This window comes from Micromonospora sp. NPDC007208, from assembly GCF_042869175.1.
Taxonomy (GTDB): domain Bacteria; phylum Actinomycetota; class Actinomycetes; order Mycobacteriales; family Micromonosporaceae; genus Micromonospora; species Micromonospora foliorum.
The window spans coordinates 94,923-108,661 of sequence record NZ_JBIAFG010000003.1; the positions used below are offsets into that span (position 1 = coordinate 94,923).

6 protein-coding genes and 2 pseudogenes are annotated in these 13,739 nt (G+C 71.2%); 3 read left to right on the top strand and 5 right to left on the bottom strand.

The genetic code is table 11. The annotated features are described in order from the left end of the window. Together ACFYL6_RS06840 and ACFYL6_RS06845 are read left to right on the top strand one after the other, a co-directional pair. Positions 1-619 (top strand): annotated as a pseudogene (locus ACFYL6_RS06840) (hypothetical protein); the annotation flags it as partial. A gap of 1 nt (position 620) precedes the next feature. Beyond that, positions 621-1,310: a class F sortase gene (locus ACFYL6_RS06845; RefSeq protein WP_387168487.1), complete on the top strand. Its 690-nt coding sequence runs from the start codon at positions 621-623 to the stop codon at positions 1,308-1,310. A 73-nt stretch (positions 1,311-1,383) separates the two neighbouring features. Here the strand turns inward: ACFYL6_RS06845 and ACFYL6_RS06850 are convergent, their stop codons facing one another. Continuing rightward, positions 1,384-6,465: an NAD-glutamate dehydrogenase gene (locus ACFYL6_RS06850; RefSeq protein ID WP_387168489.1), complete on the bottom strand. Its 5,082-nt coding sequence runs from the start codon at positions 6,463-6,465 to the stop codon at positions 1,384-1,386. Positions 6,466-6,754: 289 nt separating this feature from the next. On the opposite strand from ACFYL6_RS06850, the gene ACFYL6_RS06855 reads away from it, so the two are divergent. Next, positions 6,755-8,719, top strand: coding sequence for a penicillin-binding transpeptidase domain-containing protein (locus tag ACFYL6_RS06855; protein ID WP_387168492.1), 1,965 nt, complete (start codon positions 6,755-6,757; stop codon positions 8,717-8,719). A gap of 459 nt (positions 8,720-9,178) precedes the next feature. Here the strand turns inward: ACFYL6_RS06855 and ACFYL6_RS06860 are convergent. From ACFYL6_RS06860 to ACFYL6_RS06875, 4 genes and pseudogenes are all read right to left on the bottom strand, one after another. Next, positions 9,179-10,180: pseudogene (locus tag ACFYL6_RS06860) on the bottom strand (arginase family protein); the annotation flags it as partial. Positions 10,181-10,246: 66 nt separating this feature from the next. Then, complete coding sequence (locus ACFYL6_RS06865) at positions 10,247-11,170, bottom strand: tetratricopeptide repeat protein (RefSeq protein WP_387168495.1); 924 nt, start codon at positions 11,168-11,170, stop codon at positions 10,247-10,249. A gap of 188 nt (positions 11,171-11,358) precedes the next feature. Further along, entirely contained in the window at positions 11,359-13,047 is a 1,689-nt protein-coding gene (locus ACFYL6_RS06870; RefSeq protein WP_091405796.1) for a methylmalonyl-CoA mutase, read from the bottom strand. Positions 13,048-13,276: 229 nt separating this feature from the next. Further along, entirely contained in the window at positions 13,277-13,690 is a 414-nt protein-coding gene (locus ACFYL6_RS06875; protein ID WP_387168498.1) for an Asp23/Gls24 family envelope stress response protein, read from the bottom strand. Between the last annotated feature and the right edge of the window lie 49 nt (positions 13,691-13,739).

The window sequence follows — 13,739 nt, forward strand, 5'->3', positions numbered from 1 at the left end:
CAGCTACGGCAAGGACGAGCACGGCTCGGAATACGGCTCCGACAAGGGCTGGGAGAACAAGGACGAGCACGGCTCCGAGTACGGCTCGGACGAGCGCGGCAGCTACGGCAAGGACGAGCACGGCTCGGAATACGGCTCCGACAAGGGCTGGGAGAACAAGGACGAGCACGGCTCCGAGTACGGCTCGGACGAGCGTGGCGGCTACGGCAAGGACGAGCACGGCTCGGACGAGCGCGGCGGCTACGGCAAGGACGAGCGCGACTCGGACGAGCGCGGCGGCTACGGCAAGGACGAGCGCGACTCGGACGAGCGCGGCGGCTACGGCAAGGACGAGCACGGCTCGGACGAGCGTGACCGGGGCGACGACCGCGAGTTCGTCTACTACGGCGAGGCCAAGGTCGACAAGGACGCCAAGCCGGGCCGCTACGAGCTCAAGGGCTCCTGCGGCGAGGGCGAGCTCGTCGTGCTGCCGCACGGCGGGGTCGACGGTGGTGACGGTGGCGTGAGCACCGGCACCGACCGGGGTCTGGCCACCGGCGGGGCGGGCGTGCTCGGCGCTGCCGCGCTGGGCGGGATCGTGCTGATGCGTCGTCGGCGGACCGATGGTTCGCTCGTCTGACGTGACGGCGACACCGGCCGGCGGCCGCCACGGGAGACCGTGGCGTGCCGCCGGCACGGCCGTCGTCGTCACCATGGCCATGATCGGCGCCGGCATGATCGGCGCCTCCCTGAAGACAACGCCCAGTCCCCGACCGCCGCAGCCGCTGGCCCAGGCCGGCCCCGAGGCGACCGGGCCGGCGAGCACCGCCGACGACGGGCAGCCGGCCGGTCAGGGAGAGGCTCCGACCGGGTTGGCCCGCTCGGCACCGACCAGCATCGAGATCCCCCGGATCGGCGTCGACGCGACGATCATGTCGTTGGGCACCAACCCGGACGGCACCGTCCAGGTCCCTCCGTTGGACAAGGCCGACCAGGCCGGGTGGTACGAGCCCGGCGCGAGCCCCGGCGAGACGGGTAACGCGGTCATCGTCGGGCACGTCGACTCGGCGGTGCTCGGCCCTGCCGTCTTCTTCGACCTCGGCGCTCTCACCCCTGGCGACACCGTCACCGTGCGCCGCGCCGACGGGGTGCCGGCCACCTTCACTGTCGACTCGGTGAAGTCGTACCCGAAGACGGCCTTCCCCACCGAGTTGGTGTACGGACCGAGCGACCGGCCCAGCCTGCGGGTGGTCACCTGCGGCGGTCAGTTCGACGCCGCCGCGAAGAGCTACCCGGACAACATCGTCGTCTTCGCCACCCTGGCGGCGTGACCGGCGACGAACGAAAGCGGTCCGCCCGGTCGGGGTGACCCGACCGGCCGGACCGCGTCCGGCGTACCTGAACTCAGGCGGCTGCGGAGGTCCGCACCAGGGTGCGGATCTGGCGCAGCAGCACCGACAGCGCGGCGAGGTCTGCCCGCGACTCGTCGAACTCCCCCATCGCCCGTCGGGCGCGATGGATGGAGGTGGCGTTCGACTGCTCCCACTGCTGCACCCGCTCGTGCGGCGGCAGGTCGCCCGGGGTGGAGTCGAGTACCTCCGCGGTGAGCGCGGCCAGCGCGGCGTACAGGTCGTACCGCAGCGCCATCCGGGCCAGCGTCTGCCAACGGTCCTCCCGCGGCAGCAGGGAGATCTTCGACAGCAGCGAGTCCACCCGGAACAGGTCGGACAGCACGAAGTAGACCGAGGCCACCTCGCTGACGTCCCGCCCGCTGGCGTTCGCGGTCTCCACCACGTCCATCAGGCCGAAGCTGTACATCAGCCGGGTCGCCCGCTCCGCCAGCTCGCGGGGCAGCCCACGCTCGGTCATCGAGTCCATGTGCGCGGCGATGCCCTGGCGCTCGTTGCCGTAGAACAGATCCTCGAGCCCCGGCAGCAGCCGGGTGACCCCGTCCCGCAGCCGGGCGATCTCGGCCGGCACGTCGATCGGCGAGCGCCGGTTGGAGACCAGCCAACGCACCGCCCGGTCGAGCAGCCGGCGGGTGTCCAGGTAGACGCTGGTCTGCAGCTCCGGTGCCACCTTGTTGTCCAGCGCCTCGACCGCGTCCCACAGGTCGCGCAGGCCGAACACCTCACTGACCACCACGTACGCCCGGATCACGTCCGCCGCGCTGGCCGCCGTCTCCTCGACCACCCGGAAGATGAACGAGATGCCACCCCGGTTGATCGCCTCGTTGACCAGCACGGTGGTGACGATGTCCCGGCGCAGCCGGTGCCGGCCCATCCGGTCGGCGAACCGCTCGCGCATCGGCGTCGGGAAGTAGTTGACCAGGACCTCGGTCGTCCACTCCTCGTCGGCCAACCCCTCGGTGAGGATCTCCCGCTCCAGGACGATCTTCACGTACGCCAGCAGCACCGCGAACTCCGGCGCGGTCAGGCCGGATTCGCTGCGGACCGCCAGCTCCTCGTCCGGAGGCAGCGCCTCCAACGCCCGGTCCAAGCCGCCCGAACGCTCCAGCTCGTTGATCATCCGGCGGTGCACCGGGAGCAGCGAGGCGGCCTGGGCCTGGGCGTTGTTGATCGCCCGGGCCTGGTCGTAGTTGTCCCGCAGCACCAGCTCGGCGACCTCGTCGGTCATCCCGGCCAGCAACTCGTCCCGGTCGGCCGTGGTCAGCTCCCCGTCGGCCACCGCCGTGTTGAGCAGGATCTTGATGTTCACCTCGTGGTCGGAGGTGTCCACCCCGGCGGCGTTGTCGATGAAGTCCGTGTAGATCCGGCCACCGGTCAACGCGTACTCGATCCGGCCGAGCTGGGTCCAGCCCAGGTTGCCGCCCTCGCCCGCCACCCGGCAGCGCAGGCTGCGCCCGTCCACCCGGATCGCGTCGTTGGACTTGTCGCCCACCTCCGCGTTGGTCTGGGTGGAGGCCTTGACGTAGGTGCCGATGCCGCCGTTCCAGAACAGGTCCACCGGGGCGGTGACGATCGCCTTCATCAGGTCCTGCGGCGACATCTGCGTGACGTCGTCGTCCAGGCCGATCGCCGCCCGGACCTGCGGCGTGATCGGGATGGACTTCGCGGTACGCGGGAAGATGCCGCCACCTGCCGAGATCAGCTCCGGGTTGTAGTCCTCCCAGGAGGAACGAGGCAGGTCGAACAACCGCCGACGCTCGGCGTACGAGGTGGCGGCGTCCGGCTCCGGATCGAGGAAGATGTGCCGGTGGTCGAAGGCGGCCACCAGCCGGATGTGCTCGGAGAGCAGCATTCCGTTGCCGAACACGTCGCCGGACATGTCACCGACGCCGACCACCGTGAAGTCCTGGGTCTGGGTGTCCAGGCCCAACTCCCGGAAGTGCCGCTTGACCGACTCCCAGGCGCCCCGGGCGGTGATGCCCATCTTCTTGTGGTCGTAGCCGGCGGATCCGCCGGACGCGAACGCGTCGCCCATCCAGAAGTTGTGGGCCTTGGAGATCTCGTTGGCGATGTCGGAGAACGTCGCGGTGCCCTTGTCGGCCGCCACCACCAGGTACGGGTCGTCGCCGTCGTGCCGGACCACGTCCTCGGGCGGCACGATCTGCCCGCTGACGATGTTGTCGGTGACGTCCAGCATGGCGCCGACGAACTCCTGGTAGCAGGCGACCGCCTCGTCCCGGTCACCCGGCTTCTGCTTCAACACGAAGCCGCCCTTGGCGCCGACCGGCACGATCACGGTGTTCTTCACCATCTGCGCCTTGACCAGGCCCAGTACCTCGGTGCGGAAGTCCTCCCGACGGTCGGACCAGCGCAACCCGCCCCGGGCCACCGGCCCGAACCGCAGGTGCACACCCTCGAACCGGGGCGAGTAGACGAAGATCTCGAACTTCGGTCGCGGCGCGGGCAGGTCCGGAATGGCCTGCGGGTCGAGCTTGAACGCCACGTACGCCTTGGGCCGCCCGTCGGCGCGCTTCTGGTAGAAGCTGGTCCGCAGCGTCGCCTCGATCAGCGTCAGGTACGAGCGCAGGATCCGGTCCTGGTCGAGGCTCGCCACGTCGTCCAGCGCGGCCCGGATCGTCTCCACCAGCTCACCGCTGCGCTGCTGCCGCTGCTCGGTGCTCAACTCGCCCGGCGCGAACCGGGTCTCGAACAGCTCCACCAGCAACGCGGCGAGCTTCGGGTACGCGATGAAGGTCTGCTCCATGTAGTCCTGCGAGAAGACCGTGCCGGCCTGCCGCAGGTACTTCGCGTACGCCCGCAGCACCACCACCTGCCGCCAGGTCAACCCGCCGCGCAGCACCAGCTCGTTGAACCGGTCCACCTCGGCCTCGCCGCGCCAGGCCGCCGCGAAGGCATTCTCCACATGCGGGCGCACCTCGGCCAGCTCGTGATGCCCCTCGGGCAGCATGAGGCCGAAGTCGTACAGGTAGACCCGACCGTCGATCCGGTCCACCTCGTACGGGTGCTCGTCGACCACGCGTACGCCGAGCGAGTGCAGCACCGGCAGCACGGCGGAGAGCATCATCGGCTCGCCGTACCGGTAGACCTTGAACCGGACGTCCATCGCCTCGGCCAGGTCCGCACCCGGTACCCGGGTGCCCGGCCGGGGCGCCAACTGCTTGCGGAACAGGTGCATCTCCAGCTGGCCGGGCTCCTCCAGCAGCTCCAGCTTCGCCAGGTCCTTCATCGCCTCGTACGGCGTGTGCCCGTCCTTGTAGCCCTCCGGGAACGCGTCGGCGTACCGGGTGAACAGGTGCTTGGCCTGCTCATCGCCGAGCTTGCGCTCCAGCACCAACCGGTAGTCGTCGTCCCAGAGCCGGGTGGCGTCGGCCAACTCCTCGGCCAGCAGGTCGGCGTCGATGTCGCCGGGCGGCCGCGTCGGGTCGGTACGGACGATGAAGTGCACCCGAGCCAGCATCGACTCGGTGACCCGGGTGGTGTAGTCCACCCCGACGCCGTTCAGCTCACGCAGCAGGATGTCCTGCATGCGCAGCCGGTTCTGGGTGGTGAACCGGTCCCGGGGTAGGTAGATCAGGCAGGAGATGAACCGCCCGTACGCGTCCCGACGCAGGAACACCCGCAGCTGCCGGCGGCCCGCCATCCGCAGCACACCGACCACCGCGTGGTAGAGATCGTCGGTCTTGATCTGGAACAGCTCGTCGCGCGGGTACGTCTCCAGGATCTGGATCAGATCCTTGCCGGAGTGGCTGCGCTGGCTCAGGCCGGAGCGGTCCAGCACCTCGGCCACCTTGCGGCGTACCACCGGCAGTTCGCGGACGCTGGTCCGGTAGGCGGCCGTCGAGAACAGGCCCAGGAAACGCCGCTCACCGATCACGTCACCGGCGGAGTTGAAGATCTTGAAGCCGATGTAGTCCAGGTACGCCGAGCGGTGCACGGTCGCACGCGAGTTGGCCTTGGTGATGATGAGCAGGCGCTTCTCCAGCACCTTCTCGTGCGCCTCCGGAGTCATCGACGACAGCGACCGCGCGTCCGGCGAATCCGAGCGCAGGATGCCCAGGCCGGTGCCGAGCACCGCCTCCAACGCCTTTCCGTCGACCGGGTCGGTGGCGTCTCCGCCGTCGGCGTCCACCAACCGGTACTCGCGGTAGCCGAGGAAGGTGAAGTGGTCCTGGGCGAGCCAGCGCAGCAGCTCCACCGAGTCGGTGATGTCCTTTTCCGGCACCGGTGGGCGGTTGTCGGACGTACGGGCGGACGCCAGCTCGTCGGCGAGCGCGAGGGCACGCTGACGCATCTTCGGCCAGTCCTCCACCGCCTCCCGCACGTCGGTGAGCACCCGCTGCAACTCGCGGCGCAGCCGGTCCCGCTCGGCCGCGTCCCGGACCGGGTCGATCTCGATCCGCATCCAGCTCTCGATGATGTCGCCGGAGATCGCGTCGTCCGGCTCCACATCCGCGGAGACCTCGGTGAGCCGGCCCAGCGGCTCACGCCGCACCACCACCAGCGGGTGCACCAGCAGGTGCACGTCGAGGTGGTACGAGTTGAGCAGCGCCGTCACCGAGTCGACAAGGAACGGCATGTCGTCCGTGACGATCTCGACGACCGTGTGGTGCTGGTCCGCGTGCGGTTCGTGGATCCGCAGCTTCAACTCGCCCGGGACCCGTTGCTGGGCGAGATCCCGGTGTGCCCGGGCCGCGTCGAGCATCTCCTCCGCCGTGAAGCCGACCAGCTCCTCGTCCGGGGCGAACCGCCAGAAACGGCCGACAAGTGTCGCCGCGTCGTGGTCGTCCCCCGCGAGCGCGACGGCCTGGGCCACCAGGCGCTCCGCGTTGGGGACGGGTTCGTCGAGCTCGGCGTCCTCCACGTCGTCGGCCAACGCCTCGGTTGGCAGACCCAGATCGTAGATGGTGTCGATGCTCGACCCGGTCAGCCCGGTGACTCCCGTGTCGAGCCGGCCGTAGCCGTCCCCGTCGGTCGCCGAATCGAAGCTGTCATCGTCCCGGCCGGAGTCATCCTGCCGGAGGTCGGGTTCCGGTTTGATCGCCGGACGCCGGTCCATCGGTGCCACTCCCCTCGACCCACCGCGTTGTGGGTCACTCTGCCGCCCAGCCTAGGCCCTGCCGTTGTGCGCCTTCGTCGGCGGACCACTGGCCAGACGTCCGGATCGGGACTTTGTCCTTTCACCCGTTGCGGGTCCGAGGTTGGCCGGCTGCGGGATACCCCGCCACGCGATGTTCATCACACGGGCGCGGCCCGTCTTTGAGCGCGGCCGAGCACCTGGGGGACGTTGGGGACGCCATTCGCGTACTACCGTGCGAGGGCAGTCCGAGATCGGAAGGACCAGCTTCATGCCCTTGTCGTACCCCCGGCCCCACCGGCCGAACCCCGCCCGCCGGCTGGCCGCCGCCGCCACGACAGCGCTCCTCGCGGCGGGTGTCCTGGTCGGTTGCTCGGGTGACGACGGGCCGCAGCGCACCGTCGACGCCTTCCTCGCGGGCTGGCGCAGCGGTGACCTCCAGGCGGTCGGTCTGATCGACCCGCTCGGCTCGAAACTGCCGTCGGCCGACGTGGCGCGCGAGATCAAGGACCTCTCCGGTGAGCTGGCGGCCACCCCGCCCACGCTGACGCGTCGCGGCGAGCCGAAGATCACGAAGGACATCGCGACCACGACCGTCCAGGTGGAGTGGGCCCTGCCCGGTCAGACCCGTTGGGCGTACGACCGGGAGGTGCGGCTCGCCCACGGCGACGACGACCAGTGGCAGGTGATCTGGGAGCCGAAGGTGGTGCACGAGCAGCTCACCAAGGGTGACCGGTTGGCGCTGCGCCGCGACCCCGGTGCCCGCGCCGCGGTGCTGGACAACGCCGGGAAGCCGATCGTGACCCCGCGCCCGGTGGTCCGGGTGGGTGTGCAGCCCAACGGGGTCGCCGACATCAAGAAGCTCGTCAAGGACCTCGACGCGGCGTTCAAGGCCATCCGCCCCGCGCTGGTCCCCGGCGTCGACCTGGCCGACCTGCCCGATCGGGTGGCCAAGGCCGAGCCGGGCGCGTTCGTCGAGGTGGTGTCGCTCCGCGAGGAGGCGTACCAGCAGATCAAGCCCCGGATCTACGACCTGCCCGGCACCAAGTTCGTCTCCGACAAGATCGACCTGGCGCCCACCCGCGAGTTCGCCCGCGCGTTGCTCGGCACGGTCGACCCGGCGCAGGCCGACGACCTCGCCGCACACCCCGACCGGTACGTCGTCGGCGACCTGGTCGGGCACGGCGGGCTGCAGGGCCGCTACGACGAACGACTGCGCGGCGGCCCCGGGCTGACCGTGGTGGTCGAGCGTCCGGCCGAGGGCGGCAAACTCGAACCCACAGGCACCGAACTGTTCCGCCGGGAGCCGCAGCCCGGGCAGGCGCTGAAGACCACGCTGGACGTCGCCGTCCAGAACGCGGCCGACGGGGCACTGCGCGCCGAGTCGCGCCGCTCCGCCCTGGTGGCGCTCCGGATCAGCGACGGCGCCGTGCTCGCCGCCGCGAACGGCCCCGGCCCGGCCGGGGAGAACCTGGCCTTCAACGCCCAGGTGCCGCCGGGCTCCACGTTCAAGATGGTCAGCACGCTGGGCCTACTGGACCGGGGCGCGGTCACCCTGGACGGGCCGGTCGACTGCAAGAAGACCTTCACCGTGGACGGCCGGTCCTTCAAGAACTCGGACAACTTCGAACTCGGCTCGGTGCCCTTCCGCACCGACTTCGCCAAGTCCTGCAACACGGCGTTCGCCGCGCTGGCCCCGAAGCTCGGCGGCGACGGGCTGGCCGTCACTGGCCGCTCGCTGGGCCTGGAGGGTCAGTGGGACCTCGGCACGGACGCCTTCACCGGCAAGGTCTCGACGGGCGGCAGCCCGACCGAGCAGGCCGCCGCGTCGTTCGGGCAGGGCACCACGCTGGTCAGCCCGCTCGCCATGGCCGGCGCCACCGCCGCCGTCGCCCGCGGCCGCTTCGAGCAGCCGAAGCTGCTGATCGACCCGGCCCCGGCCAAGCCGGCCCCGGCCGGCGAGCAACTCAAGCCAGAGTCCGTCGCGGCGCTGCGCACGATGATGCGCGAGGTGGTCACCGCCGGCACCGGCAGCGCGCTCAAGGATGTGCCGGGCGAGGTGTACGGCAAGACCGGCACCGCCGAGTACGACGACAACCCGGCCCACACCCACGCCTGGTTCGTCGGCTGGCGGGGAGATGTGGCGTTCGCCGTCTTCGTGGAGAAGGGCGGGGCCAGCACCGCCTCGGCCGTCCCGATCGCCGAGCGCTTCCTCCGCGCCCTCCCGGCCCGCTGACCCACCACCCGGTCAGGCGGTGTCGGCTTCGCGCCGCTCGGGTGGGTTCTGGGTCGACGGGGCGGTGCGCCGGAGGAGACCTGGGCCGGCCGACGCCGGCGGGCCGACCGGTTCGCGCTCGACCAGGGGCGCGACACCGGCCGCGACACCGCCCGATGGCTCGGAGTGGGCCCGTCCGCCCGTGCCGGGTGACTCCCCCTCGGCCGGGATGTCGTACGGCGCCGCGCTCACCGACGAACCGACGCCGGGGACGCCAACACCGGCGGACCCGACACCGGCAGGCCCGAGCGCAGCAGACCCGAGCGCAACGGGCCCGACATCGGCGGGGTCGAGGTCAGCGGCGTCGACGTCGGCGGGGAATTCGAGCCTCGCAACCCGCTCCGCACGGTCGGGACGCTCCGCACGGTCGAGACGCTCCGCACGGTCGGCACGGTCGGCACGGTCGGCACGGTCGGAGCGGTCGGTGGTGGCGGTCGGGGCCCGGCCGTTGCCGCGTCGCGGGGAGGGCGTCGGGCGGGCCGACAGCAGTCGGGGCGGGACGGCTTCCGGGGCGGTCACCGGTGCCAGACCGGCGACCACGGTGTTGACGATCTCGGCCGCGTACGAGCCGTCCGGGTCGTAGTCGGGGTCGAAGACGGTCAGCTCCACGCCGAGGCAGTGCGGGGTGTCGACCAGGCCGGCGAGCAGGATCTCCAGCTCGGCGAAGGCGATTCCACCCGGGTCGGGGGCATCCACGGCGGGCATCACCGCGGGGTCGAGCACGTCCACGTCGATGTGCACCCAGTAGCCCGCGCAGTCCGCGAGTTGCTCGTGCGCCCACTGGGCGGTCCGGGCGGCGCCTTCGGCACGCAGCGCCGGCACCGGTCGGGTGGTGATCCCGGCGGCCTGGAGGTCGAGCCGGTACTCGTCCTGTGCGCGGATGCCGAGCACCACCACGTCGATGTCGCGGAAGTAGGGCCGGCGGCCCTCCAGCGCGGCCAGGTCGGCCTGCCCTCGCCCGGTGACCAGGGCCAGGTCCTCACCGGCGGCCGCGCCGACGTACGAGGCGTTGCCGGGGTGCCGGAAGTCGGAGTGCCCGTCGACGAAGACCAGCCCGATCCGCCCGCCGACGGCCTCGCCGAGGCGGTGCATGGCCAGGGCCGAGCCGAGGAGTACGGAGCAGTCGCCGCCCAGCACCACCGGGAACTCGCCCCGGTCGATGATCGAGCCGATGCGTTCGGCGAGGGCCAGCGAGTAGTCGGCGATCTCCCGGGCGTGGCACACCCCGTCGCCGGGCCGCCAGTCGCCCGGGTCGTACCGGGCGGGGGTGACGCAGCCGGCGTCGCGGGCGCGGAGCCGGGCCAGCAGGTCGTGGTCACGCAGCGCCCCGGGCGCCTTGGCGCACCCCGGGACCGACGTGGGCGTCGGCGGCCGTAGACCGAGATTTGTCGGCGCGTCGAGGACGGCGATCCGGCGCATCATGAGCTCCCGTCCTCGGTGGTCGGGCGGGCCGGCCGGAACGCCGGCCCGCGCTGGCGTGCTACGAACTCAGAACAGGGCGCTGGCCAGGGCCCGACGCGCCGAGGCGACCGCCGGATCGTCTGGGCCGGCGATGGAGAAGAGCGAGACCAGGTGCTGGCGGACCGTCTCACGGTCCTCACCGGCGGTGCGCCGGACCAGACCGACGAGCCGCGCGTACGCCTGCTCGGCCAGGCCGCTGAGCACCTCGATGTCGGCGGCCAGCAGTTGGGCGTTGACGTCGTCGGGGGCGCTCTCGGCGGCGGCCAGCGCGGTGGACGGGTCGGCGCCGGCCACCCGGCGGGCCACCCCGACCTGGGCCAGCCCCGCCGTGGCCGCGGCGTCCGCGGGGGCGTCGGCCAGGATCTTCCGGTACGCCTGCTCGGCGGCGTCCAGATCGCCGCTCATCAGCGCGTCGTCCGCCTCGTCGAGGCGGGGGTCCTCCGGCTCGGCCACGGTCACGCCACCGGCCTTGAGTACGGCCTGGAGCCACTGCCGCAACTGCGCCTCGGGCACCACTCCGGAGAAGGCGTCGACCGGCTGGCCGCCGACGACCGCGTAGACCATGGGAATGCCCTGCACCCGGAACATCTGGGCGATTCGGGGGTTTTCCTGCACGTCGACCCGGGCCAGCACCCAGGTGCCGCCGCCCTCGGCGTTCAGCCGCTCCAGGACCGGGGCGAACTCGTCGCTCTCCGGGAAGCCGGCCGCGCCGAAGAACACGACGACGGGCGTGACCATCGAGCGTTCGAGCACGTCGGACTGGATGGTCGCCTCGGTGACGTCCACGATGGCGGTGTCACCGCCGGCGGTGGGCGCGCCGGGGGCGCCGTTGGACGGGCCGCCCTGCGGGGGCGTGCCGGGGCGGGTACTTGCTGGTGCGGGGCCACGCAGCGTGCTGAGGTCGACCGCGCCGCGGGTGAAGATCGACGAGGTGATCCGTGGGTCGCTCATGGTTACCTAGTCTCGCACGTGAGCCCCCGATCTCAGCTCACCCGCAACCCCGACGTTGCAACTCTCACGCCCCGCCCCCACCCCCCGCGATCTTGCACATTCTGTCGCCGGTACGCCACATTCATGCCTTATGTCGGCACAGAAACTGCAAGATCGACGGGGGTGGGGGTGAGAGTGAGGGCGGGGGGTTAGAAGCGGGCTGGTTCCCGGTAGGTGCCCCACTCGGCGCGCAGGGCGTCGCAGATCTCGCCCAGGGTCGCCTCGGCGCGGACCGCGTCGAGCATGGCGGGGATCATGTTCTCGTCGGTACGGCTCGCCTCGATCATCCGGGTCACCGCCGCGCGGACCGCCGACTCGTCCCGCGCGCTCTTGCGCTCGGCGAGCACCCGGCGCTGCTCCAGCTCCACCTCGTGCGAGATGCGCAGGATCTCCAGCTCCTTGGCGACCGTGCCGGTGTGGCAGTTGACCCCGACGATCTTCTTGTCGCCCTTCTCCAGGGCCTGCTGGTAGACGAAGGCCGACTCGGCGATGTGCCCGGTGAACCAGCCGTCCTCGATACCGCGCAGGATGCCCGAGGTCATCGGGCCGATCTGGTGCGGCCCGTCCCCGCCGAGCTGCCGGATCCGGGCGAAGATCTCCTCCGCCTCGGCCTCGATCTTGTCGGTCAGCGCCTCGACGTACCAGGAGCCGCCGAGCGGGTCGGCCACGTTGACCACCCCGGTCTCCTCCATCAGCACCTGCTGGGTACGCAGGGCGATCTCGGCCGACTCGTCGGTGGGCAGCGCCAGGGTCTCGTCCAGCGCGTTGGTGTGCAGCGAGTTCGTGCCGCCGAGCACCGCCGCGAGAGCCTCGACGGCGGTGCGTACGACGTTGTTGACCGGCTGCTGCGCAGTCAGCGACACCCCGGCGGTCTGGGTGTGGAACCGCAGCCACAGGGCCTTCTCGCTGGTCGCGCCGTAGACGTCGCGCAGCCAGCGGGCCCAGATCCGGCGGGCGGCACGGAACTTGGCGATCTCCTCGAAGAAGTCGAGGTGCGAGTCGAAGAAGAAGCTCAGCCCGGGCGCGAAGACGTTCACGTCCAGCCCACGCGAGAGACCCAGCTCGACGTAGCCGAAGCCGTCCGCCAGGGTGTACGCCAGCTCCTGCGCCGCGGTCGAGCCTGCCTCCCGGATGTGGTAGCCGGAGACCGACAGCGGCTTGTAGCGCGGGATCTCCCGAGCGCAGTACTCCATCAGGTCGCCGATCAGGCGCAGGTGCGGCTCCGGGTCGAAGAGCCACTCCTTCTGCGCGATGTACTCCTTGAAGATGTCGGTCTGCAGGGTGCCGTCCAGCTTGGACAGGTCGGCGCCCTGCCGCTCGGCGGCGACCAGGTACATGCAGAACACCGGCACGGCCGGGCCGGAGATGGTCATCGAGGTGGTGACGCCGGCCAGGTCGATGCCGTCGAAGAGCGCCTGCATGTCGGTCGCGGTGTCGATGGCCACGCCGCAGTGGCCGACCTCGCCGAGCGCCTGCGGGTCGTCCGAGTCGCGGCCCATCAGCGTCGGCATGTCGAACGCCACCGAGAGGCCGCCGCCACCGGCGCCGAGGATCATCTTGTAGCGCTCGTTGGTCTGCTGGGCGTTGCCGAAGCCGGCGAACTGCCGGATCGTCCAGGTCCGCCCCCGGTATCCGGTCGGATACAAACCCCGGGTGTACGGATACTCGCCCGGCCAGCCGATCCGTTCGAAGCCCGGATAGGTGGCGCCCTCCGGCGGCCCGTACACCGGCTCCACCGGCATCCCGGAGAGCGTGGTGAAGTCCGCGTCCCTCTTGCGCGCGGCGTCGTACCGGGCCTGCCAGCGCGCCCGTCCGGCGTCGATCTCGTCGGCGTCCATGAGCAGGGCTCCTCCTCGGGTCCTCGACTGCACGTCGAGTGTAAGGCCCCCACCTGAACGATCGCTAAGTCACGCCGTACCGGCGAGTAACGGCGAGCGCCCGCGTCGATCATGGAGTTGTGGTGGTGCACAAATCCCGCAGCCGGGGCCAAAATGACCACCACGACTGCATGATCGACGGACGGAGGGAGGGAGGGAGGGAGGCGGGGCGGGGCGGGGGGTGGACTGGTCAGGTTGGGGGTGTGGTGGGGGTTTCGCTGATCGCCAGGTCGTCGACCCGGATGTTGACCTCATCGACCCGCAGCCCGAATGTCTCGACCGCCTCGGTCACTCGAGCGCGGACCTGACCGCTGACCTCTGCCACCTGTCGACCGGCCTGGATCACCAACACCAGGTTGACCACTGCGGCGTCCCCGGTCACGTGGGCCGAGCAACCCCGTCGGGCGTCACCCACCTGGTCCAGCCCGACCCGGTCGAGAACCGCGTTGAAGAACCGGGCGACGTCCCCACCGAGGTCGGCCACACCGGGCACCGCGCGGGCCGCCGCGACGGCGATCTTCTCGATCACCTCGTCGGCGACCTGCGTCGTCCCGCCGACCGGAACCGACGCCCTGGTCAACTCCTGCGTTGCTTCCAGGTCCACAGTCGCCCCCTGCTCCTCGCACACCACGTCTGGACACGTCCGGCACCCA

Excerpts from the sequence above, each read along its gene's own strand:
- ACFYL6_RS06850 (WP_387168489.1), bottom strand. The coding sequence starts at position 6,465 with ATGGACCGGCGTCCGGCGATCAAACCGGAACCCGACCTCCGGCAGGAT.
- ACFYL6_RS06855 (WP_387168492.1), top strand. The coding sequence starts at position 6,755 with ATGCCCTTGTCGTACCCCCGGCCCCACCGGCCGAACCCCGCCCGCCGG.
- ACFYL6_RS06865 (WP_387168495.1), bottom strand. The coding sequence starts at position 11,170 with ATGAGCGACCCACGGATCACCTCGTCGATCTTCACCCGCGGCGCGGTC.
- ACFYL6_RS06870 (WP_091405796.1), bottom strand. The coding sequence starts at position 13,047 with ATGGACGCCGACGAGATCGACGCCGGACGGGCGCGCTGGCAGGCCCGG.